Source organism: Allocoleopsis franciscana PCC 7113 (assembly GCF_000317515.1).
GTDB lineage: Bacteria > Cyanobacteriota > Cyanobacteriia > Cyanobacteriales > Coleofasciculaceae > Allocoleopsis > Allocoleopsis franciscana.
The window spans coordinates 6,240,037-6,263,628 of record NC_019738.1 but is presented as its reverse complement, the minus strand read 5'-3'; the positions used below and the strand labels follow the sequence as shown (position 1 = coordinate 6,263,628).

The 23,592-nt window shown below is 47.1% G+C and carries 21 protein-coding genes and 1 pseudogene; 12 read left to right on the top strand and 10 right to left on the bottom strand.

Annotation, left to right across the window (positions count from 1 at the left end; translation table 11 throughout):
* Positions 1-76: 76 nt before the first annotated feature.
* The 6 genes from MIC7113_RS25685 to MIC7113_RS25660 all read right to left on the bottom strand — a co-directional run bounded on the left by MIC7113_RS25685 (position 77) and on the right by MIC7113_RS25660 (position 10,719).
* Positions 77-3,400, bottom strand: a complete 3,324-nt coding sequence (locus tag MIC7113_RS25685; RefSeq protein WP_015185122.1) for a hybrid sensor histidine kinase/response regulator — start codon at positions 3,398-3,400, stop codon at positions 77-79.
* A gap of 100 nt (positions 3,401-3,500) precedes the next feature.
* Positions 3,501-5,849, bottom strand: coding sequence for a methyl-accepting chemotaxis protein (locus MIC7113_RS25680; RefSeq protein WP_015185121.1), 2,349 nt, complete (start codon positions 5,847-5,849; stop codon positions 3,501-3,503).
* Positions 5,850-6,209: 360 nt separating this feature from the next.
* Positions 6,210-6,767 (bottom strand): chemotaxis protein CheW, encoded by a 558-nt coding sequence (locus MIC7113_RS25675; protein ID WP_015185120.1) that lies wholly within the window; start codon positions 6,765-6,767, stop codon positions 6,210-6,212.
* Between the two features lie 16 nt (positions 6,768-6,783).
* Positions 6,784-7,149 (bottom strand): response regulator transcription factor, encoded by a 366-nt coding sequence (locus MIC7113_RS25670; RefSeq protein WP_015185119.1) that lies wholly within the window; start codon positions 7,147-7,149, stop codon positions 6,784-6,786.
* A gap of 142 nt (positions 7,150-7,291) precedes the next feature.
* Positions 7,292-8,491, bottom strand: coding sequence for a response regulator (locus MIC7113_RS25665; RefSeq protein WP_015185118.1), 1,200 nt, complete (start codon positions 8,489-8,491; stop codon positions 7,292-7,294).
* 986 nt (positions 8,492-9,477) lie between these two features.
* A complete protein-coding gene (locus tag MIC7113_RS25660) occupies positions 9,478-10,719 on the bottom strand; it encodes a vWA domain-containing protein (protein ID WP_015185117.1) in 1,242 nt (413 codons plus the stop codon).
* A gap of 216 nt (positions 10,720-10,935) precedes the next feature.
* Between MIC7113_RS25660 and MIC7113_RS25655 the strand changes: the two genes are divergently transcribed.
* Complete coding sequence (locus MIC7113_RS25655) at positions 10,936-11,592, top strand: ATP-dependent Clp protease proteolytic subunit (protein WP_041781280.1); 657 nt, start codon at positions 10,936-10,938, stop codon at positions 11,590-11,592.
* A gap of 80 nt (positions 11,593-11,672) precedes the next feature.
* Positions 11,673-12,269, top strand: a complete 597-nt coding sequence (locus MIC7113_RS25650; protein WP_015185115.1) for an ATP-dependent Clp protease proteolytic subunit — start codon at positions 11,673-11,675, stop codon at positions 12,267-12,269.
* A 259-nt stretch (positions 12,270-12,528) separates the two neighbouring features.
* On the opposite strand, the gene MIC7113_RS25645 is transcribed toward MIC7113_RS25650, so the two are convergent.
* Entirely contained in the window at positions 12,529-12,765 is a 237-nt protein-coding gene (locus tag MIC7113_RS25645; RefSeq protein ID WP_015185114.1) for a hypothetical protein, read from the bottom strand.
* Between the two features lie 51 nt (positions 12,766-12,816).
* Here MIC7113_RS25645 and MIC7113_RS25640 point away from each other — a divergent pair, with 51 nt between their 5' ends.
* Complete coding sequence (locus tag MIC7113_RS25640) at positions 12,817-13,452, top strand: J domain-containing protein (RefSeq protein WP_015185113.1); 636 nt, start codon at positions 12,817-12,819, stop codon at positions 13,450-13,452.
* 130 nt (positions 13,453-13,582) lie between these two features.
* Here the strand turns inward: MIC7113_RS25640 and MIC7113_RS25635 are convergent, their stop codons facing one another.
* Together MIC7113_RS25635 and MIC7113_RS25630 are read right to left on the bottom strand one after the other, a co-directional pair.
* Positions 13,583-13,798 carry an ABC transporter substrate-binding protein gene (locus MIC7113_RS25635; RefSeq protein WP_041780223.1) on the bottom strand — a complete coding sequence of 72 codons (216 nt, stop codon included), beginning with the start codon at positions 13,796-13,798 and terminating at the stop codon, positions 13,583-13,585.
* Positions 13,799-13,948: 150 nt separating this feature from the next.
* Positions 13,949-14,203, bottom strand: a complete 255-nt coding sequence (locus tag MIC7113_RS25630; RefSeq protein WP_081594686.1) for an ABC transporter substrate-binding protein — start codon at positions 14,201-14,203, stop codon at positions 13,949-13,951.
* A gap of 239 nt (positions 14,204-14,442) precedes the next feature.
* Here MIC7113_RS25630 and MIC7113_RS25625 point away from each other — a divergent pair.
* The 4 genes and pseudogenes from MIC7113_RS25625 to MIC7113_RS25610 form a co-directional block, all read left to right on the top strand.
* Positions 14,443-14,832: pseudogene (locus tag MIC7113_RS25625) on the top strand (dicarboxylate/amino acid:cation symporter); the annotation flags it as partial.
* A gap of 315 nt (positions 14,833-15,147) precedes the next feature.
* A complete protein-coding gene (locus MIC7113_RS25620; protein WP_155898095.1) occupies positions 15,148-15,486 on the top strand; it encodes an NfeD family protein in 339 nt (112 codons plus the stop codon).
* A 113-nt stretch (positions 15,487-15,599) separates the two neighbouring features.
* Positions 15,600-16,988: a flotillin family protein gene (locus tag MIC7113_RS25615; RefSeq protein ID WP_015185111.1), complete on the top strand. Its 1,389-nt coding sequence runs from the start codon at positions 15,600-15,602 to the stop codon at positions 16,986-16,988.
* A gap of 96 nt (positions 16,989-17,084) precedes the next feature.
* Positions 17,085-18,347 carry a flotillin family protein gene (locus MIC7113_RS25610; RefSeq protein WP_015185110.1) on the top strand — a complete coding sequence of 421 codons (1,263 nt, stop codon included), beginning with the start codon at positions 17,085-17,087 and terminating at the stop codon, positions 18,345-18,347.
* Here the strand turns inward: MIC7113_RS25610 and MIC7113_RS25605 are convergent.
* Positions 18,344-19,756: a cytochrome P450 gene (locus MIC7113_RS25605; protein ID WP_015185109.1), complete on the bottom strand. Its 1,413-nt coding sequence runs from the start codon at positions 19,754-19,756 to the stop codon at positions 18,344-18,346. The genes MIC7113_RS25610 and MIC7113_RS25605 overlap by 4 nt on opposite strands.
* Before the next feature lie 101 nt (positions 19,757-19,857).
* Between MIC7113_RS25605 and MIC7113_RS25600 the strand changes: the two genes are divergently transcribed.
* The 5 genes from MIC7113_RS25600 to MIC7113_RS25580 all read left to right on the top strand — a co-directional run bounded on the left by MIC7113_RS25600 (position 19,858) and on the right by MIC7113_RS25580 (position 23,571).
* Positions 19,858-20,118, top strand: coding sequence for a MoaD/ThiS family protein (locus MIC7113_RS25600; RefSeq protein WP_015185108.1), 261 nt, complete (start codon positions 19,858-19,860; stop codon positions 20,116-20,118).
* Between the two features lie 119 nt (positions 20,119-20,237).
* Positions 20,238-20,717 carry an antibiotic biosynthesis monooxygenase family protein gene (locus MIC7113_RS25595; RefSeq protein ID WP_015185107.1) on the top strand — a complete coding sequence of 160 codons (480 nt, stop codon included), beginning with the start codon at positions 20,238-20,240 and terminating at the stop codon, positions 20,715-20,717.
* A 100-nt stretch (positions 20,718-20,817) separates the two neighbouring features.
* Positions 20,818-22,122, top strand: a complete 1,305-nt coding sequence (gene thrC / locus MIC7113_RS25590) for a threonine synthase (RefSeq protein WP_015185106.1) — start codon at positions 20,818-20,820, stop codon at positions 22,120-22,122.
* 126 nt (positions 22,123-22,248) lie between these two features.
* Positions 22,249-22,524: a MoaD/ThiS family protein gene (locus tag MIC7113_RS25585; RefSeq protein ID WP_015185105.1), complete on the top strand. Its 276-nt coding sequence runs from the start codon at positions 22,249-22,251 to the stop codon at positions 22,522-22,524.
* 381 nt (positions 22,525-22,905) lie between these two features.
* On the top strand, positions 22,906-23,571 hold the full coding sequence (locus tag MIC7113_RS25580; protein ID WP_015185104.1) for a DUF2996 domain-containing protein: 666 nt from the start codon (positions 22,906-22,908) through the stop codon (positions 23,569-23,571).
* Positions 23,572-23,592: the final 21 nt, after the last annotated feature.

The following is a 23,592-nucleotide window of genomic DNA, read 5'->3' as shown; positions in this document are numbered from 1 at the left end:
GGTCAAACGATGGAGCCGGTGCCTCTAATGGGCATCGGTTCTGGCTTGAAGGCTGAAAATCTCTCTCCTAGATGCATTAGTTGAGAATATCTTTGATCGCTTTTAAAAAGCTTTGTTCAATGTAGGGCTTGGTAAAATAAGCCGTCGCGCCTAAGTGCATGGCTAAGCGTCGGTGCTTGTCGTTGCTACGGGAGGTAAGCATCATGACCGGAACTTTCTGAAGTTGAGGGTCTTGGCGACGATGGTTCAAAAGGTCAAAGCCATTCAAATTCGGCATTTCAATGTCACTAATGACTAGATTCACTTGGGCATTGGATTGCAAATGTTTGAGCGCCTCCCAACCATCCCCAGCTTGCAAGACTCGGTAACCCGCTCTTTCCAAGCTCATTGCCAAAGTTTTCCGTAAAGAAGCCGCATCATCCACCACTAAAACCGTAGGAGTGGTTGCCGTATTGAGCGATGTCAAGGTTGGGTTAACCGATGCATGGGAATGATCTGTGGTGGTGCGATCAGGGTCGAATTCGATGCTTGGCTCTGACTCTGATAGAGTAGCGATCGCAGTGGTCTGAGACTCTTGACCGAGTGATTGCTCCACTAAGGTCACACCATCAATCACAGGAATCAAGCTGCCATCCCCTAAAATTGTACAGCCGTAGGTATAGCTAGGGGGAGCCACCACCCCACCAAAGGGTTTGATCACCAGTTTTTGTTCGGTTACCAAATGATCAACTTCCAGGGCAAACACCTGTTGCCCCCGATGGAAAACTAGCAACGGTGGGATTAAATCCGCTGAAGACGATTCTACAACCAATGCCCGACCCAGAGGTGTTTCTGGCACCGGATAGCCATAATCCAAGAGGTCGGCGACTCGATAAATGGGCGCGGTTTGTCCTCGCCACGGCAAAAATCGCTGAGTCCCGTGGCGTTGAATCTGGTTGGCTTTGGGCAAGACGATTTCTTCAATGCTGTCAGACGGCAGTGCAATTGCTTTGGAACCCACCAAGCCCACAATTAATTTGGCACTTGTCAGCGTAAGCGGCAAGCCGATGGTAAAGGTGGTGCCTACTCCTGGTGTGGAGTTCACGGTGAGTGTGCCCTTGAGGATTTCGAGTTGCGATCGCACCACATCCATCCCCACTCCCCGCCCTGACAGTTCACTCACCTGCTTGGCGGTAGAAAATCCCGGCACAAAAATGAAATCCCTTAGCTGATTTTCCGACACATGTAACAGTTGTTCGGGTGAAATTAATCCCCGTTCCAAAGCGCGACGACCAATCGCTTCTAAGTTTAGACCTTGACCATCATCCCTGATTTCAATAATGGTTTGCCCTCCTTGGTGGTAGGCTTTGATTTCAATCACACCTTGCTCGGATTTCCCCTGCTGACGCCTCACTTCTGGGAGTTCGATGCCGTGGTCAAAAGCATTCCGCAGCAAGTGTAACAAAGGGTCATATATTTTTTCCAAGACACCTTTGTCAACCAGTACCTCTGTCCCGCTTAATTTCAGCGTCACGGGTTTGTGATAAGTGGTGGATAAATCACGCAACATGCGCGGAAAACGGTTGAGAACTTCACCTAGAGGTAACATCCGCGCCCAAACGAACTCATCCTGGAGGTTCGTGAGCATTTTACGCAGTTGGTCTAGGGTTCGGTCGGATTGCTTCGCAAATAAGCCAATATCCGCCACGGATTCTTTCAACTGAACCATGTCTTCTAGAAACCGTTGCAGTAACGAGTGCAAGGTTCCGTAACTGTCCATTTCCAATGCGTCAAAATCAGCCTGAGTTGTGGCGAATTCTCTGATTTGACTGACTGAATCTGGAACGGTTTGGGGGTTATAGTTTCGCTCAGGAACAAGGGTTTGGTCGGATACCTTCCGCAACTGTTCGACGATTTGCTCGATCGCATCGGCTCGATTCAGCAGTTCTTGCACCGAACTCTGAAGTTGACGATTCTCCAGGGAAAGACCACTACGGCGGATAGCAGACTCACTGACTAGATTATTCATCCGTTCCAGGCGTTCGGCATCAACCCGCACCGTAACCGTTGGCGTGACGGGTATGTTCTCCTGATGAATTGGGGTTGAGCTTGGCTTGAGTGGCGTTGTCTCTGGTGATAACTGGAATGTGTGGTTGGGGCTGTTCTCGATTGAGGGGGTTTCAATCGCTTGAGCCGTTACATCAATAGTTTCTGAGGTATTTGTCCCTGTCGCTTTGTCTCCCTGTTGGTGTTGAAGTCCCTTGAGCGTTGAGGTCAGCCGAATCAGGGAGTTTGGGGCAGACGCCTCTATTTCGGCACTCGCTGCCGCGTCGAGTAACAGTTCCTCCCAGCTTGCCAGTTCTTCTACTTCGCTGCCATTACCTCCTCTCTCCCCCTGCGTCCGTTCTGAATCAAGTAGGAGCGAGAAGAAGGGTTGATTTGGATCGGTGGCATGGGTTGTGGATGGGTTGCCCTCCCTCTCGTCAGAAGCAAACGCGAAATTCTCTAATTCCGCGATCGCATCGTCGAGTGCATCAAACTCAAAAAAAGGGTGATTAGCCCCGAACTCGTTCTGCTGATTAACACTCCAGTTGGGTACGAGTGGCTCCTGCTCAGCCGGAAACTCGACGGATGCCTGAGACAGTTCCAACAAAGCCGACGAGAGGTTTCCGTCGGGGGTCGCATTCCCCGTTAGCACAGCTTCTCGGTAGGCTTGAAAATCCGCCAGAGCCAGTTGTGTAATTTTGAGTGCCTGTTCCGGATGAACGTTGAGTGCAGATAGAGCGGCTTCAGCAATTACCCCTAATCCTGGCTTGTTGAGAATTTCAGCTAGCTCGACAAATACCTCTGCTTGTTGACGTAATTCTCCCGCCACTTGGTAATCTTGCGGGTGACGGATAACCCTGGCAAGCTGCTCTAGTCCCTGTCCAACATCCACTTCAAAGATCGATATCGTCATATCGACCCCTAATTGAGCCGAGGTGGGGATGTCGAAATGTTCCACTTGGGCAAAGGCGTCCCCTAATCGCTGTTCCAACTGGGTGAAGATGGGTTCGGCTGTTGCTAAGGCTTGCGCGGCGTCAAATTGACCGGATGCCATCTGCTGCATAAGAGGGAAGCGCAGGCAGTCGTAAGCCGAGAGCAGTTGGCTTTCTAGTTCAGTATCGACCTCTACAGTTTCGCTGTAGAGAGCCTTGAACAGATTTTCCAAGCGGTGAGCCAAGGTGGCGATCGCCTCTAATCCTACCCCCGCTGCTCCTCCTTTAATGGAGTGAGCGGTTCGCATTAAGCTATGGATGTGGGTATTGCTACGCTCTTGCTTGAGTGTCAGTAACCCAGCTTCGAGTACCTGCAAAAACTCAGGAACTTCTTCTATGAAAAACTTATAAGCGTGGTCGCGGATATCAGGGTTGACTGCCATTTCACGAGTTGAAGGTTGAACGCGAGAGCGTTCCCCGTAGGGGTACGTTGGAAGGTTGAAAGTTGGAATTTTGAAGGCTGAAGGCTATAACCTGAACAGATTAACTGACTTTGAATTGGGCAACATCTTCTTGTAGAGCCTTGGCAACCCGTTGGAGTTCTTCAAAGGAGGAGGATACAACAGTGGCTTCTTGGGAGGTTTTGTCGGAAATTTGAGCCACATTCGTCATGGTTTGAGTCACCGTTTCCGATACACCGGATTGCTCGATCGCCGCTTGAGCGATTTCTTCGACCAATTGGCTCACCTCAGCAGATGCAACGGTAATCTTACTCAACGTATGCCGTGTTTCATCCACCAACTTGGTTCCCATCACCACCTGCTCAGTACCCTCTTCCATGGCGGCGATTACCTCATTGGTTTCTCCCTGGATGGCGGCAATTAACTTCTCAATTTCTCGGCTAGCTTCTGCCGATTGTTGCGCTAGTGTTCGCACTTCATCTGCAACGATCGCAAACCCTCGCCCTTGTTCCCCAGCACGCGTGGCTTCAATCGAGGCATTAAACGCCAACATCTTGGTCTGAGAGGCAAATTCACTAATCAGGTTAACAACCGTGGAAATCTTTTGCGACGACTCCCCAAGATACTTGACTTTTTGTCGGGTTTGTGAAACCGTTTCTCGAATTGCCACAATCCCTTCTACCGTGCGGTTGATTGCCGCGTCGCCTTCTTCCACGGTTTGACTGGCTCTGCGTACCACTTCTGCTGCTTTTTCCGCACTGAGTGCCACCTGTCGCGCCGATTGAGCCATCTCTTGCACCTGCTTGAGGGCTACTGTAATTTCCTCGGTTTGACGTACTGCTTCTTGGGAGAGCGCTTGGATCGACTGTTCGTTGTTACTGGTGGTTGTAGCAACGTTAGTAGCGGCAAATTGCACCTTTGTGACAATTTCACGCAAGTTGGACACCATGAAATTGTAGGAGTCTGCAATTGTCCCAATGTCATCGGCGGTCACAGTTGCCCGAATGGTGAGGTCTCCATCATTAATGGGTTCGACTTCTTCTAAGAGTTCCAACACCCGACTTTGCAAGAGTTCCGTGAGTTGGCGTTGCTCATCGGCGACTCGTTCTTTTTCGTGCAAGAGTATGCCCAACTGACCCGCCATATCGTTGATGTTATTGACTAACAAGCCCAGTTCATCATCACCTTGTACGATCAAGCGAGTATTCAGGTCTCCCTGACCAATTTTGACCACAGCATCGGTCGCTTCTAAAATTGGACGTGTGGCTCGGTTGGCGATTGTAATCGCAATTACAGCTACTAGCGCCGTGAAAAAAACCGTCCCCAAAAGCAGGGTGATGAGAAGCTGTCTTTGAGGAGCAAACGCCACCACTGTAGGGCGGGCAACCACCAGACTCCAATTCAATCCATAAGCTCGACGCAGTTCTTCGTTGGGAACGTAGGTGAAAATTTGTTCCTGCCCTTTCTCAGAAAGGATCGTGGTGAGCTTTTGCTTACCCCCTTTCTGGAGCCGGGAAGATAGTTTGGGGAATAGGTCTGCTAGGTTTTTCTCGACTGCCTTGGGGTTACTAGATGCCGTAATTTTCCCTTGAGAATCCGTGATATAAAATTCTCGACCCAGATTGGCTTCGCCCTGATAGAAGAAGTCTTTCACGGCAGCCATTGAGGCACGGGTACGGACAAGGGCGACTGTTTTGTTCGTGGATTTATCTTTAACAGGAGCAGCGGTATAAAAACTAAAACCCACACCCTGAGTTAGGCTTTGTCGCGGATCGACAATGATGGGGCGATCGGTTTCCAACACAGCTTGAGTATAGTCCGCCTTCAACACCGGCTCTAGGTCAAATTTATCGCCTGCTGAGGCAATGGTTTCCCGTTGAGGAGGGTTATATACAACTATACTGTTGTAGATTTTGCCAGAGTCTATCCAATCCTTGAGGATGGCATTTTTTCCCTCAGAGGTGAGGGAATTCCGAACCTGAGAATTGGTGAAGGCATCGAACTTAGACAGTATGACGATGTCCTCATAGCGCTGTTTGACAAAGAGATTTAATTTTTGTTGCAGGCTTGCAGTATTATGTTGTTCATTTTGAATAATTTCCGCCTTAATTCCTGTACTAGCGGTCAAATAGGCAGTTGTTCCAACTAGCGCCACGGGAATTGTGCCGATGGCGAGAGCCAGTGCTGTTGCCTTGGTTCGTAAACTGATAAAAGCTTGATTGGAGAAGCGCTTCCAAGGAGTTTGCTGCTCTTGCACAGAAAGGTCTAAATTCTGTAAATAAGATTCAGGTTTTTCGGAAGACAGCAGAGTAGGGGAAGAGGCCGATTCTTCCATCACAGGCGTTTCATCCCCAACGGGTAAATTGTTAGGAGCGAAAGGGTACTCATTGGAAGTTTTAGTAAAGGAATTTTGAGGGGGAATCTGTGTCATAGAAGCAATTCTGTATGGGGGCTAAGTAGCTGATGGTTGGTTATTTTGTCCAAACCCCAGGAAAGCAAAGGAGAGTGTTGATGTCGTTGAAGGGAATACGAGAAAAGGTAGAAAACGGGGATATCTTCTCAGGGACGAGGTATTTTAATTGTTGCTTCGGGCTGAGGGAGGGATGAGAAAACGGAAGAGGGATTGCTGATTTTTCCCTCAACCTAAATGTTTGCCAAGGAGATGCACGGTAAGCTTACACCGTTACCTGTAGGGTTAGGTAAATGGGTCACAAAAGTTGAGTGAAAGTCTACTGTTGTGACCCAACTTGAACCTTAGTTTGGATCGTTCAAGGCTCAAGAGAGTTCCTATTTAAACATTGTGCTTCGGCATCGCCGCCATAATCGCTTCACCATCGAAAACGGCTAACATTTCATCATCTGATTTCCCCCAGTAGCCGCGCAAAAAGGGCAGTAAATCTTGATGAACGGTAGATGATGGTGGGGAGTAAATTTGTTCTAAATCACACCACTCAATATCTTCCAGTCGATTAACAATAACACCGAGTAGTTGTGGCTTAACTGTGGTAGAAGTTGCAGGATTAGAGAGCGAGTGCAGTACAACAGTTGTATACATTAAAGTACTGCGACGCTGTTGGTAGCTGGGAGTCAGTCCAACTAAGTGCCCCAAATCCGCTATCCATAAAATTTCGCCCCGCCAGTTGTAGACTCCCCTAATCCATGATGGCATGTGAGCAATGGGCACAATTTGACTGATGTGAATGTTAAATACTTCAGCCAATTGAGGTAAGGGTAAGAGTGCGGTTGTATCCGGCTCTAGATGAAACCGCAAAAACGGTTCTCTTTCACTGGAAGACGCTGAATTCGGCAGTGATAATAAGGAGTTAGGAACTGAGGAAGAATTGGACATGGATTCTCGTTAAGGCTTAGCTTTTGAGCAGATTTTTAACAGTATCCACGAGTTCTACTTGGTCGATCGGTTTGACTAAGTAAGCGTCTGCTCCCTGCTTCATGCCCCACCGTTGATTCAGCTTGCCTCCTTTGGTTGAGCAGATCACAATTGGAATTTGCTTGGTTTCTGCTTTGGCTTTGAGTTCACGGCACAATTCAAATCCACTGCGATCGGGTAGGACTACGTCTAAGATAATCACATCCGGTTTTTGGTGATTGATTTTGGCGATCGCTTCTTCTGCATTGTTGGCTTTTAAAACATTAAGACCTCCTTGCAGCAGACAACCTGATATGATTTCTTGTTCACTCAAGGAGTCTTCAATGATTAGGGCAGTGTTCATAGAGTTAATGGGAGTGCAAAACAACAGAATGTAGTGATCAAACAACCGATATTGGTTAGATTCAAGGTTAAAATGGGTCGCTATCTTAGGATAAATTAATGAAAGCGTCTACAATTTTTTAACCTTTAACTTGCACCCTTTTTTAAGTTAACTCATTCGGCGATAAATGTTTAGAGATTGTGCTGAGGACTTTCCCCGCATCGACGGGTTTACTCAAAAAATCTGATGCACCGAAAAGTTTAGCTCGAACTTGATCGACAATGCCATCATTACCCGTCAAAATTACAATGGGAGTATTCCGAAACGACGGAGCCTTGCGTAATTGGCTACAAATTTCATAACCATTGGTATTGGGCATCATCAAATCTAAAAATATCAAATCTGGCTTAGAGGATAAGAGACTTGTCAGCGCTCTCAGGCCATCATTAATGCTGATAAATCGATAACCTGCGGCGGTTAAAAGCTTTTCTAGAGTTTGACAAACGGCAGCACTATCATCTACACAGGCAATGAGTGGTTTAGTGGGATTGAGCGGCTGAGACGGTAGATTCAGCACTGTTCGACCCACTGGATCAGGTAAATCGGGGATGCTAATAAATTCTACAACTCCTGATTTAAGATAAGGGAGAAGTAAACGAATCACTTGCACGACATTGCGCTTCATTTTGATTGCTAAATCGCGCAGAGTATTTTCTCCATTGAGCAGTTTAATTAGAGCCTGATAAACCCTTTCTGATGTGCAGTCTTTTAAGAGTTTGGGCTGCTTAATAATAGGTGCCTGATTGAGAGAATAGTCAACAATTTGAGCATTCCACAACGCTTGCCAAAGCTGCTGAACATCTGCAATCACTTGTTGCTCATCAATCACGGCAAGTGGCTGAGATGTACATGGATATTCATTGATTTGATGAGTCAAGCCATCCTCTTGCGACAAATCAAAAATCACCTCTTCTAAGACGGATTGAATGACTTGTTCAACTTGGTCTTCGGTAATTTTTTTCTGTGTTATCCACAAGCCAAATAGCTGGTATTCCCAGCTACTGATGAAACTATCAAGATTAAGCTTCAAAAGCTCGTTTTGCAGTTCGGTCAGATTAACCTGAATTTGAGGACAATAAGCGGCTATATTTCTTGCCCAGCGTCTGACTGGATGAGTTCCACCTGTGGCATACATAATGCGACCTTGACAGAAATAAAGATTCCATCTTTTTTCATTGTTAGGAGCTACCCATATTAGTTGACCACTAAACTGGACTTTCTGAAAAGTTTCAATAACTTGAGCTTTTTTAGATTGTTTAAATCTGTATCTCTCTAGAAAATTTGAACCTATTTGAGTTTTCATGTAAATATTTCCTAGGGACTTACAATTGATAATCAATAAAAATGTTAATAATAAAAATTCTTTGATTTACTCTATTGGGTCTGCATCAGTTTTATTCAGTAAGTTATTTTGTGGATGCTCCTAAGCTCACTCAAGCTGAAATGAAATCAATGATGAGACTAACTTGATAGGCTGTTCAGCCTTTAAATTCCTGATTCAGATTCGCTGTTAAAATTTAGGCGTAAAGGTTTGGCGTTTTCGTCGTACCCAGTTGAGGTGCCTAGCCGCTGATACGAAGTTGCGTTCAAACAAAATAGATCAGAAATAGCAGGCGAGCAGAACCGGAACTCATACGAGGACAAGGGAGCAGGGGAAAAAGTCTGCTAACTTTGATAGCAACTGGGTATTAATTCTGGCAACACCTAACTTCAACTTTCAGTTGACAATCTGTTATTCCGGATAATTTCAGAGGCTATTGCTGTTAGCCGAAGAATAATTGTAGGCTGGTAATTCATACCAAGTTGCAGTCAAAGATAGTAGATAGGGAGACAAGGAAGACAAGGGGGAGAGAAAATACTACGTTTGAACGCAACTCGGTATCATGTATCATACAGGATGCATGGCTCAAACTAATAAATTATTTCCAAAGCGACAACTATCTTAAGTTAGTTTACGGAATCAAGAAATGACAAGTATTTTAGATGAATTTACACAATTAATAAACTCTAATTGGATAAAATTATTGAAATTAAAAAGTATTAATTCAGCTAAAAATCTCTGATAAATATAAAATGGATCAATCCAGTTAGCTCATTTTAAAAAACAAAATTGAGCGAAAATAAAAATATCACAAAAGAAATTAGAACCCTTTAGATTTAAGGGCTAAGAGCTATTTATGCAAAGTTCTAATCAGTTGAGGACGGGAGCATCCCAAATGTACCCATTTAAAAAAGGGTGAGGAGAGTTTATATAAAAAGACAGAGCTCCGGCCCAGCTCCCCAGCTCCCTTATTCCTGCAAAATGGTTTTGGAAACAATGCGGGTTTTCTTGCGATCGGCTTCCGAAAGTTCTTCCCCGGCTTGCAAGCGAGTGGCGCTGGTTTGTAGCACGGTAGCGGCACTTTGATCACCCAATTGTAGGGCTGTTTTTGCCGCCGTTTGTAGCATTGTTGCCGCACCCGCACGATCGCCCTCTTGCAATTTGGCCTCCGCAATTTGAGTCTGCCGATACTTCGCCAAAGCTAGGATAGACTTCTGCACCTCAGAATTGAGAGCGGGTTGATAAACACCCTGAACATCTGCCTCGACCGACACCACTTCCGAGAGTAGACCTTCTGCCCCCACGGCGGGGTCATCGTAACGAACTTGCAGATTGGCGATCGCTTGACGCCCCTGTTGCAGTTGTCCCAGATAAAGGTTCGCTAAAATCACCCGTTCCGCATCCGTCATCAAATCTCCCAAGCGCACCACAAACTTGTCACCCTCTCGTTGCACGGGCAATTCAATCGTCTCTGGAGCGACCTGAGCAATGGGCTTAAGTTCTGCCAGCCGCACCTTAGGCATTAAAGAGAAGAGAAGGTAGGCATTGGTGAGTTGCACCGATTGAGCACGCTCAAACAGTCTGCCAAATTCATCAGCGGCTTGTTCTGGGCGTTCGATGTAGGATAGGGTGCCCCCTCCAGCATCCGCAATGTTTTCCAAGACATCTTGGTTCCAATTCGATCCAAAGCCTAATGTGTTCAACGTAATGGTGTAGCTGGTTGCCAGTTCCGCTAATTTGAGGCAGCGTTTGTTGTCGCCATGTTCATTCTCACCATCGGTGAGCAAAAACACCTGGGACACCGTCTCTGTCTTGCCTTTGGCGACTTCTTCAATTCCCAGCTTGAGACCTTCATCAATCGCTGTACCCCCATCGGCCGACAGACGTTTGATCTGTTTGATCACACCATCGATGTCATCGATCACCTGGTTCTTGACCAAGATTTTGGCTCTGTGATCAAAGGCTACGATCGAAATGCGATCGCCTGGATTCAAGCGCTCAATTAATTGAATCGCGGCCTTTTTCACGGTTTCCAGAGGGCGTCCGTTCATCGAACCACTGTGATCGAGAACCAGGCACAAATTCAACGGGACATTGCGAACTTGCCCAGATGCGATCGCACCGATCGCAATCGACAGCTGACGCTGACTACTGGGTTGATTGGCATCAACATGGGCATCATTTAGAGCAGAGTGCAAACCAACTTTCATGACAAAAGGCTCCTGAGCAAGCAAAACGTACTAATAGCAACTTTCTGCCAATACGCTAGTACTACGGAATAGGGATGGTCAATAAGGACACTTCACAATGACGCCCCCTCGTGAGTGCCACAACAACGTAGAAGTATCTCAAAAGACTGCCACAGGCAGGCTCACTGGCACGTTACTATGTTTAAAGATAGCGTCATTATTGCAGCCCAAAACACCATGAACTTACCCATTCAGGCTGTTCAGTCACCCTACTACGGTAATACCAGTTACCGGACACCGCCGCCAGACTTACCTTCATTGTTGCTGAACGAGCGGATTGTTTATCTGGGTATGCCCTTGGTGCCAGCAGTAACCCAATTAATCATAGCTGAACTCCTGTTTTTGCAGTACCAAGACCCTGACAAGCCGATCAAAATCTACGTCAATTCCACCGGCACCTCTCGTTACGATGGCGAACCCATTGGCTTTGAAACAGAAGCCTTTGCCATTTGTGACACGATGAGTTACATCAAGCCCCCCATCCATACCATTTGCCTGGGTTCAGCGATGGGAATGGCGGCGATGTTGTTGTCAGCCGGAACAAAAGGCTGTCGAGCCAGTTTACCGAATGCCTCCATCGTTCTACACCAGCCCAAGAGTTATACTCGCGGTCAAGCCACGGATATTCAAATTCGGGCGAAGGAAGTGTTGGCGAATAAGGCCACGATGATCGATATCCTATCTCGCAACACCGGTCAGCCATCGGAAAAGATTGCCAAAGATATGGATCGACTGTTTTACATGACGCCCCAACAGGCGAAAGAGTATGGTCTGATCGACCGCGTGCTGGAAACCACGGAGGTTCCCCCTGCCCTGGCGGCGGGTGTTTCTTAAGACCTTTTTCTCCTTTCTAGCCGCTGTTTTCAAGGGCGTTTAACTTTTTAATTAATCTTTTCTCTAATTCGGAGCGAATTATGCCCATTGGCATCCCCAAAGTCCCCTATCAGCTGCCTGGATCTCAGTACACAGAGTGGGTTGATATTTACAACCGTCTCTACCGGGAACGGATCATTTTTCTAGGGCAAGAGGTTGATGATGAAATTGCCAATCAGATCATTGCTGTGATGCTTTATCTGGATTCGGAAGACAACAGCAAAGATATTTATCTCTATATCAACTCCCCTGGTGGCATGGTGACAGCCGGCATGGCTATTTATGACACCATGCAGCACATTAAGTCCGATGTGGTGACCATTTGTGTCGGACTGGCGGCGTCGATGGGTTCTTTCTTACTCGCGGCGGGGAAGAAGGGCAAACGCTTAGCATTACCCCACTCCCGGATTATGATTCACCAACCGTCTGGGGGTACGCGCGGACAAGCCACTGATATTGAGATTGAAGCCAGAGAAATTATCCGCATCCGGCATCAACTCAACCAAATCTACGCGAACAATACGGGTCAAACCCTTGAGAAGATTGAGAAAGACATGGATCGTGACTTTTTCTTGTCGGCTCAAGAGGCGAAGGAATATGGGCTGATTGACCGCGTGATTGAAGAGAGGCCAAACTAGTGCATCCCGGCAAAAGTTTCTGACCACCTCTGTGCAAGCAGGGGAGCGGGGCCGGAGTTCATACGACGACAGGGGAGCAGGGGAGATTTTAGCGGGTCAGTTATTTCTGCCACCCTGCTCTAGGATGAGACGGAGCGATCAGGTCGTTTCCTGAGTGACTCTTAACGGAAAGCTAGCGAACAATCCGATTTGCTCCCTCGTGGGCTTAATTTAGGGTAGAGACGCCTCTTGGGGCGTCTTGCCTGCTAAATGACGATATTCATCGGGGAAATCTACTGCATTGGCTGTCCCTAAACGCCAGAACCTTGAGCAGAAAAATTAGCGTATTCCCGACAAAAATGGCGGTTTGGGTCGAGTCTTGTGCGTATAAGGATAGAACGGACATTTTATACTGTTGTCTTTGCCGTAGAAAGGTGTAGCTTAGCTCTGGGTCAAGCCATGGGGCTACCCCAGTTGCCAAAATTCCACTGTTTATAGCGGTGGAAGGCTCAAACATGCTAAAGTTCCCTTTTTAAGGCGTCAAGTTCATCACAGCTTTTCCTTATCGATGGATCTGGCGAATTGCTACCGCTTGTTGGGTTTAACGTATGGAGCTTCCCTGGCTGAAGTTAAGGCGTCTTATCGGCGTCTAGCACGTCGGTATCATCCTGATGTCAATGCAGGAGATCGGCTCACCCAAGAAAAATTTATTCAGTTGACGGAAGCCTATAAGCTTCTGTTGAGTGTGATTAACGAACCGGTGGGGAGTGCGGCGGTATCTAGCGCCTCCCAAACGGTGGCGGCGAAAAGTGCCCCTCAGGAGGCTGGGGGAATGCCACGATCGCCAGCAGCCGCGAAGGCGACTCGTAAGCCACCGGTAGTACATTACACTCCACCCCTGTCGGACATGGACAAACAGCTAAAGTGGAATGCTTATGAACAGCTTCAACAACTGCTGAAATGCCGACGTTTTGCGCGGGCGATCGCACTGGTTGAAGGTTTAGCGCAGCGCATTCCTTTCGATCCAGAAGTGCGCCAGTGGCAGGCGATCGCTTACATTAGTTGGGGACGCCATCTGATCCAGGAAGGGCAATTGGATAAGGCGAGAATTTATCTGAAAAAAGCCCTCAAAACAGACCCCCATAACCGTTCTCTTTGGGCGGAAATCGAAAAAGATTTCCAACGGATTGAGGAGATGCTGTGACAGATGGGAACACCCAATTGTTCTCGCTTTCACGATTGAAAGAAGGGTGAGGAGAGTTTATATCTAAATGCTCCCCCGCTCCCCTTAACGGGTTGGTTGTAAAGAGATAAAGACAGGTTTCCCCTGCGGATCAAGTTGGACTTGAACCAAAATTCAGCATAGGGGTCGATAAGTCTAACTCGTCTACAACATTACCTCCCTGCTTACCCAAGCTTTCGCGAAATTGATGTTGTAGAGACTTACTGTATTGACTACCAGAATTATAAAATACTACAGCCGTCTGTAAATTTATTTGTTGGCTCAAGTAGTTAGCCAATGCCTGAGCGGTAACGCGATCGCTCGGCACAGTGCGAAAAAAGAAATTGGGGGAATGAGACTTTCCTCGGACTGATAAATCTTCAGACGTACTAGTGGGAGAAGGCAGAAGAAAGAAGGCAGAAGGCAGAAGGTAAGGACGCTTGTAAACTAAGCTTTTTAACCTTTTTGGACTGGTGGGTTATTTCTGCCGCGCTGCACTAGTGGGAGAAATAGAAAGCAACTGATTTTGTTGATAGATTTTTGATGGAGCTAGGGTTGAATCACTGGTGAAATGACCAACAACGGCAAGTATCTCTTTCTTTTTCACTAAATCCTTGGCAATTTGTTTAGCATGAGCAGATTTATTGCCATCATCCGCAATTAATATTTTAATCCTCACTCCTTTTTGTTTTTGGTTAAATTCATTTTGGGCTTGGGCAACGCCCCGTAAAATTTATAAACCCGAATTAAAACCCTCTGAACTCGTATCCAGAGGGACAGCTACCGCAATCGTAAAAAACGGAGATTTCTGAGCATTAATTCGGGCATTATTCAGGTAAATTAAAGTCTCTGGGTCACTTTTTGCTTGGGTTTTTGCTTGTTGGTAACAGCAGCGATCGCCGTGACTGGAGTGACTTACTAGATAGCTGTGACAGCAGTAGTGATGACAGCACTAGTAACCGCTTTGGTGGTGGTAGCAGTGATAGTAATGATGGCACGGCTCTTTATGAGGATGAGGCGATGTCGGCTTTGTTTATTGCTCAAGTCCTGAATCTAGATTTGAGTCTTCCCCAGCAGTTAATTGTCGTAATTACCTCTATCTTTGCCTCGGTAGGCGCAGCCGGGATTCCAGAGGCGGGATTGGTAACGATGACGCTGGTATTTACGGCAGTTGGCTTGCCGACTCGGTACATCGCTTTACTGATTACTGTAGACTGGTTCCTCGATCGCTGTCGCACTGCCATTAATGTAATGGGGGATATGACGGTTAGCGCCTTACTTGATGGCAAGACGCGAAAAATTGAACCAGAATTGAGCGTTATCGAGCAGGGGGATGATTTGCCCGCAAAAATCAGCGATTAAGAAGGTTATTGGCTGCAATCTATGCCCGGAAGCGAGGGCGTGTATGCCAAGTTGCTGTTTCACGAACCCCCGTAGGCGCCGAGAGTTTCATTAGATTTTTTTGCATAAGTCACAATCCCACGGAGATAAGTACAACAAAGTGGGGCAAGCGTTCCTGCCTGCCCTCACCAAAATTAACCTTTGCCAGAAATTAAAGGACGGTTAGGAATGGAGACAAACGCTGGTGTAGTAAACCCTTATAACTCGCACAGAACCTCTAGGAGTTCGGCAGGAATGCCAATCTAAGTTTGTATCAAACCCTTGATGGGGGTGGTTGTGAATAAGCTCATCCTAATCGTTACTGGCATTTCAATTGTTGTTGGTGTTGTGTTGGGTGCACTGATCGTGTGGCTCATTTGTATCCAACAGCGATACCAAGCGGTGGATAGTCTAGTCCGTGCCAATCATGTAGTGGGTCGTTCTGGTACCGTCGAAATCCCTTTTGACTCTAACACTCAAGGGAAAGTGCGTGTGAATGTGAAAGGATCTTTGGTTGATTTTATTGCCTTCACGGACGAACCGAGAGAATTTAGCCCAGGCGATCGCATATTTGTGGTAGCAATGAAGCGAAATAAGGTGTGGGTGGTGTCCGAAGATTCTCTTGCTCAGTCATGAACTAACCTATTTCACCTTGAACGGGTCTATAAAAATAGCTCAATCCCACTGTAGAGCGAAGTTTTCTGTTTTAACGTTGGACATTTGACGTCTGTCTTTAGACTTTGGTAATTATGAACATTCAACCTCAATTTAAATCATTTTTCGAGCAAGATGTTGCAGTCGTACAGTTAGCACAACTTCCACCCAATAGCCCAACCCGTAATCAAAGAAATGGCTTTGAAGGGCTATTTTTTACCAGCCTTCCCATCGCTCTTTCTATCTTCGGCGTTATTGTATTTGTTTGGTTTCTCAAGTCCTTTTTGTGCATCTGTAAACCTAACGAAGTCTTAATCCTTTCAGGACGCAAACGACGTACCAAAGATGGGCAAGAACTTGGCTACCGCGTGCTAACAGGAGGACGAGCCATTCGCATCCCTATTGTCGAAACCATTAAGCGCATGGACGTGACGACAATGCCAGTACGGGTAGAGGTGAAGAATGCCTATGCCAAGGGGGGAACGCCTCTGAATATCCAGGCGATCGCTAATGTGAAAATCTCCACCGATCCGGCAGTGGTCGGCAATGCGATCGAGCGATTTCTGGATCGTGATCGCTCCGAACTTACCCGCGTTTCACGAGAAACTTTGGAAGGTTATCTTCGTGGAGTCGTTGCTACCCTAACCCCTGAAGAACTCAACGAAGATCGGCTTAGTTTCGCCGAACGAATTGCCTCCGATGTGAGTCGGGATTTAACTAAATTAGGACTACAATTGGATATCTTAAAAATTCAAAGTGTTTCCGATGACGTAGACTATCTTAAATCTTTAGGTCGCAGGCAAATTGCCCTAATTATCCGAGATGCGGAAATTGCTGAATCCAATGCAATTGCCGAAGCTGAACAGATAGAAGCCGAATGCGAAGAACATGCCGAAGTTGCCAAAACTCAAAACCGGATTATCATCTTAGAAAAAGAGAACGAACTCCGTAAAATTAAGGCAAAACTTGAACAAAAATCTCGCTCAGAAGAAGAAATCACCACAGCAGCAGCTAAAGAAAAAAAAGCCAAAGCCGAACAAGTACTCCAAGCATTTAGAGCCGAGTTAGAACGCCTACGTCTAGAGGTAGATGAAGTCCTGCCAGCAGAAGCGCAACGACAGGCAAAAGAACTCCGCGCCAGAGGAGATGCTGCCTTCTTAGAAGAAAATGCCAAAGCCGCCGCCTTAGTCAACGATATCCTCTCCCAAGTTTGGCAAGAAACCGGTACCGAGGCTTCCGAGTTGTTCTTGATTCAGCAAATCGAAATGGTACTCAAGGAAGCCGTACAAATTCCCAAACGAATTCAACTTGACAAAGTGAATGTCATTGACAACGGCGATGGTAAATCTTTAGCCAGTTTAGTCAAAGTCTATCCAGAGATTGTTTGTAATTTCCTAGAAAATGTTGAGAAAACCTTAGGCATTGATGTCCTAGGCACCCTCAACCGTCAAAGTAATCAAAAAAATCAATTTTATGGGAAATGAAAAGAGAAGGTTAGACATTCCTTCCCCTCCATCTATCCTACAAAAAACTTTGCGTCCCTCTGCGTAAACCTCTGCGTCCCTCTGCGTTAAAAAATCATGGAACTCATCATTTTACTCCTAGGAATTTTCGGTACTGGTGCTGGGGCAAGTTTCCTCGTCATTCGCAACTTTTACTACATTTGCCAGCCCAGCGAAGTACTAATTTTTGCCGGAAATCGTACCCAAATCGCCGATGGAAAGGAAGTCGGATACCGCTTAGTCAAAGGGGGTAGCAGTATTCAAGTCCCCTTGTTAGAGCGTGCCTTCCGCATGGATTTGACTAACATGATTATCGAACTACGGGTATCTAATGCCTACTCGAAAGGGGGGATTCCCTTAACCGTAGAAGGGGTAGCGAACATCAAAATTGCGGGCGAAGAACCCACTATTCATAATGCGATCGAGCGTCTGTTGGGCAAAAGCCGTAAAGACATTGAACAATTAGCAAAAGAAACCTTAGAAGGTAATCTGCGAGGCGTCTTAGCCAGTCTAACACCTGAACAGGTGAACGAAGACAAAATAGCTTTTGCCAAAATCTTATTGGAAGAAGCGGAAGATGACTTAGAAAAGCTGGGGTTAGTGTTGGACAACTTGCAAATCAAAAATATCTCTGATGAAGTTCGCTATCTAGATTCGATTGGACGCAAACAGCAGGCAGAGTTGTTGCGAGATGCACGAATTGCGGAAGCCAAAGCTAGAGCACAATCTATTATCCAAGCCTCGGAAAATGAACGAGTGACCTCACTTAGACGCATTGAGCGGGATTTGCAAGTGGCGAAGGCGGAGGCGGAACGTCGAGTCAGAGATGCGCTGACGAAGCGAACGGCGGTAGTCGCTGAAGTCGAGTCTGTCGTGGGTTCCGAGGTGGCGCGGGTTCAGGCTGAAGTGGCGGTGCAAACTGAACGCATCAAGCAGGTAGAAAATCAGTTACAGGCGGATGTCGTGGCACCCGCAGAGGCAGAATGTAAAAGAGCGATCGCCAAAGCCAGAGGAGATGCCGCACGCATCGTGGAAGACGGCAAGGCGCAAGCCGCCGGAACAAAACGCTTGGCGGAATCTTGGAAGACAGCAGGTGCATCTGCACGCGAAATCTTCCTCTTGCAGAAGCTAGAACCCCTGCTCAAAACGATGGCGGCTGGAGTGCCGGAGGTGGAGGTACAAAACTTAACGGTAATTGATGCTCAAAATGGTAGCAATGTGACAAAGATGGCGTCTTTCTTAGAACAGCTACGTCAAGCCACAGGTGTTGATGTGGCTAAAGTTGCCGGTCATCTTGCAGGGGGTGAACCGACTAGCAATGGCAGTCAGCATCAAGGTTAATTCCCTCGCCGTGTGATGTCAATTTGATAATTATCCTTCATCTTCTTGAGGGGAAACTGCACAAACTGAGGCTCACCGGTTAGCGTCCAGTCAAAGCGACGCAGCAGATGAGAGGCGAACACCTTAGTCACCAACATCGCCATCTGTGCCCCTAGGCAGGCATGGACACCGCCGCCAAACGGGATGAACTCATACATCTTGCCTTCGCCCCGTTCTGGCAGAAAACGCTCCGGAGCAAATACCTCTGGTTCCTGAAAGTGTTCGGACCTGATGTGGGCAAGGCGAGGCTCTGCAATGAGGACACAGCCCTTTTCATACAGTACGCCATCCAGTACTACAGACTTGGTGAGTCGGCGGTTAGCGGTGGAACTGGGAGGTAAGGTTCGCAGTGTCTCCTTGATTGCCACCTCCAGAAATTCCATCTGCTTTAAATGAGCGGATGAGAATGTGCTGACATTGCTCTGTCCATCTACCACCCGTTCCTGCTCTTCCCGCAACTTCTGTACTATTTGTGGGTGGCGTCCGAGTTGGTACATGAGTGAACACACCAGTCCGGAGATATTGTAATGTGATGCCCACAACTCCAAAAGGCATTGGTTCTCAATCAAGGTATCACTAAAGACTCCATCCGGGTTTTCTTGCTGGCTAACCAGCATCATCGCGAGGAAGTCCGTCGTGGGGTCGATCGCTTTACCCTCTATCCGCCGCTTTTTGACAACTGCACGCATAAAATCGATCAGTGCGGCGCGTGCCTTCAGTCCTCGACCGTAAGCTGTTAAGGAAGACTTCCACTTAGATAAGCCATAAAATCCGTCAAAGAATGATTTATATAACGCCTTCAGTTCGGCTTTGGAGGATACAGGCAATCCCTCGAACGTTGTTGGATCAGAGTCATCCAAGCGAACTCCCAGCAGTAAGGGAACGAGTACGTCAAAGCAGATTGGCTCTACGGCTGGGTACAATGCCATCCGACTAGGGGTAGTCCAGCTCTGAATGCCTTGTGCGATCGCATCATTAATGTAAGGTAGGTATCCATCCAAAGCTTGACCCGTCAGTCCAGGACGCAGTGCACTTTTACGTTGGCGATGTAAATCAGGGCGCTGAAACAGACTGTACTCGCCGAACATATCCATCGTGGTGCTGGGCAAGGCAATCTCTGTATATTTCAAGTCGCCATTAAACGCCATTTGAATCGCCTTCGCATCACCCAAAAAGATGGTGGTGCCACCAAAAACACCCGTGTTGAAGATAGGGCCAAACTGTTCTAGATTTTGGCGGCAGAAGCGATCGGGATTCGCGATGTAACTAAATGTGTCATACCAATTGGGCTTTCGGGGTGGAGTCGTAGTTCCTGAAGGCGGCGTTTGTCCATCCTCCAGTACAAGTACTTCGCTGATTTGTTGCACCATGACAGTTTAGCTGTGTCCGTTGGCTCTGGATTTCAACTCGAATCGAGACGTACCCTAAGTTTATCCCGCTCCTGTGGGGCAATCTTCTTTTATCACTTCTTATGTCTGAATCTTCTGTTACTGTCACTGTCAAACTATTCGCTGCCTACCAAGAAGCCTACGGTGTTCCAGAACTAGCGCTGAAATTTCCCCCACAAACATCCGTATCGGCTGTACTAGACACCCTGATTACCGAACACCCAGAACTCGCTCAATGGCGCAACCTCACCCGCTTTGGTGTCAATCTCCAGTTTGTTGAGTCAGACGCCATTCTCCAAGAGGGCGATGAAGTGGTACTGATTCCACCCGTTAGCGGTGGCTGAAAAGTTTCCGCTTATCACGACTGATTAAGAAATTGTTTTATATATCACTAGTTGAATAAGTGATAAATCTTATATTAGATTAGTTGCATATAAAACAGCATTTCCAGGAGAAGTCTTCCATGACGTTTATTTCAGTGACACGTCTACATGTGCGATCGCCTCTATTCCTCCCACTGTTCTTATGGAATGTTTGGCTGACGGCAAGGCAGAGTGCCAACACTCCTGGGTTTCTGGGAGGGCAGCTTTTGAGAGACGCAAACCAAACGTTTTGGACAATAACCGCTTGGGAGGAACAGGCGGCAATGAAGATTTATCGTAATTCAGGGGCACATCGCAGCGTGATGCCGCATATTCAGGATTGGTGTGATGAAGCGTCTGTAGTTCACTGGCGACAAGAAGACTGTAGCCTCCCGAATTGGGACGAGGTTCACCGCCAGATGGTGGCAAAAGGTTTTCCGACTCGATTAGCTCATCCCTCTCCGGCTCATCTTCAGCGAGATATCCCCAAACCCTCGTCATCTAAAGGAATAGTTTTACGTCCCAAAACAACACCAATAGAGACGAGGAACTCGAACCCTGGGAAACTCTACGAAAATTAATCCCGACAAAAAAAGTCGGGTATGTTTGACGGGATTTGTAACCCGTGTTACTATCAGACGATTGTTGACGGATCTATACGGACTACAGAGGATTGCAGCCATGACCCAGGCGACCCAACACCAGACACAACAGACATCTGCCACGTTTAAAGCCTTAAAGTGTAAAGAATGTGGGACAGAGTACGAACCCCAAGCCATACACGTTTGTGAAGAGTGTTTTGGTCCCCTGGAAGTGAGCTATGACTACGACGCCCTCCGCCGTCATGTCACCCGCGAAACAATTCAGGCTGGCCCGAATTCCATTTGGCGCTATCGTCCCTTCCTACCCGTTATGACCGATAACCCCATCGATGTGGGTACCGGCATGACGCCCTTAGTGAAGTCGAACCGCTTGGCACGACGCTTGGGTCTGAAAAACCTCTATATCAAGAATGATGCCGTTAACATGCCCACCCTCAGCTTCAAAGATCGGGTGGTGTCCGTTGCTCTAACTAGAGCGAAAGAACTTGGTTTCTCGACGGTATCCTGTGCGAGTACGGGTAATTTAGCGAATTCTACAGCCGCGATCGCAGCTCACGCCGGTTTAGACTGTTGCGTGTTTATTCCCGCCGACTTAGAAGCGGGTAAAGTTCTCGGTACCCTAATCTACAGCCCCACCGTCATGGCTGTGGAAGGCAACTACGACCAAGTCAACCGACTTTGTTGTGAAGTTGCTAATACACATGGATGGGGATTTGTCAATATCAATTTACGCCCCTACTACTCTGAAGGCTCTAAAACCCTCGGCTATGAAGTAGCTGAACAATTAGGTTGGAAGCTACCCGATCACATTGTTGCCCCTCTCGCTTCGGGTTCCTTGTTCACCAAAATCTACAAGGGCTTCCAAGAATTCATTCAAGTGGGTTTGGTTGACGATAAAAAAGTTCGCTTCAGTGGTGCACAGGCAGAGGGCTGTTCCCCCATCGCTCAAGCCTTCCGCGAAGGACGGGATTTTGTCACCCCGGTTAAGCCGAACACCATTGCTAAGTCGATTGCCATTGGCAACCCGGCGGATGGCGTGTACGCGGTGGACATTGCCCAAAAAACTGGGGGTAATATTGAATCCGTCAGCGATGCAGAAATTGTGGAAGGGATGAAGCTGTTGGCAGAAACTGAAGGCATCTTCACCGAAACGGCAGGTGGCACAACAATCGCCGTCTTGAAGAAATTGGTAGAAGCTGGGAAAATTGACCCCGATGAAACGACCGTGGTTTACATCACGGGGAATGGTTTGAAAACTCAAGAAGCCATTCAAGGCTATATTGGGGAACCCTTGACGATTGAGCCGAAGTTGGATAGTTTTGAGCGGGCATTAGAGCGTTCCCACACCCTCGACCGCCTAGAATGGCAACAAGTTCTGATTTAAGTTTGAACTGGGGTAGGCGCGGTGCCTCTTGACTAAAACTTAGGGTGCCTCAGGCGAGAGTTGTCAACCCAGAATTCTGACAGCTCTCATGATTAACCACAACTACCAACAACCAATAACGAGTCTATGGCTATAACAGTTCTGATTCCTACTGCTCTGCAAAAATTCACCAACAACCAGGCTTCCCTCGACTGCACTGGCAACAGTGTGGGTGAGTTGATTGAGTCCATGGAAAGTAGCTGCCCTGGAATTAAATCTCGTCTTTGTGATGAGAATGGTAAGCCCCGCCGCTTTTTGAACTTCTATGTGAACAGCGAAGACATCCGATTCTTAGAAGGTACCGATACACCTCTTAAAGATGGCGATGAAGTCAGCATTGTGCCCGCTGTGGCAGGTGGTTGAACTCAAAAAAATACTGACTGACGATTTATCTATCCGTTTAGTTAAACTCCAATCAATCGGTAGGATTTCTTTTGGGATTGGGAGCTATGACTCCCTTAAGTCCCACCTATAAGCAATACCTTTCTTCGGGTAGTTTCAATTGAGAAGGGGCACGGCAATGTCGTGCCCCTTTATTGATTTTGTCAGGGGAAAGAGTTAAGAAGGAAAATTAGAGAACTGACACTTAACATCAAGGAAGGAAGTAGTTTAATCTAATCCCAGTGAACACAGAGTTCATCATTCAGCTTTCAGTTGAACATCCTGTGTCAATATTAAAGAGAAATATATAAACACCCAAAACGAAGCGATCGCCCAGATCTAGAGATAAGGAACACTTGAGCTATGGCAGAAGAAAAAAGTCCTCAGCCAGAGGCAGAGGTAGCAGAAGTTAAATCTCCTTCTTCTAATCCGAACGCTGGAGAATCGGGAACTCCAGCCGCCTCTATTGAAAATACTCCAAGTTCGGATGAACAGCAGGCAACGGATTTTCCCTCCGCTAACGCCCCTGATCCAACAGCCGCAAATCCAGAGGTGAACCCCAACGCGACTGGGGATAAACCGACGGCTGTAGGTGAAAAGCCGGCGGCGAAAAAGCCAGCCGCAGCCGCAAAAGCCAAGAAAGAGAAGCCGCCAGCACCTGAAGATAAGCCCTTCAATGAATTTATCGAGCAAGAATATTTACCAGCCTTGAAGAGTGCCTTAGCAGAACAAGGCGTTAAAGATTTAGAGGTGACATTTGTCAAGGACAAAATACAGATTTCTGGCTTAAGTCAGAATGGTGGCTGCTGGCAGGTAAGGGGAAACTGGCAAAGCGGACAACGTCAATTCAGTGTTTATTTCCCGGATGAGGATATCAACAAACAGAAAGCGTTCTCCTGTGCCACAAATGGTGCTAAAGCCAGTATTTTAGAGTCTTTCATGATTGATGAACGTAAGGTGACGCTAGACTTGTTGGTGTTTTACACGATACAACGACTGAATGCTCAGAAGTGGTTAGCGTGGAATTAGGGGTTTGAACTGATAAAACCT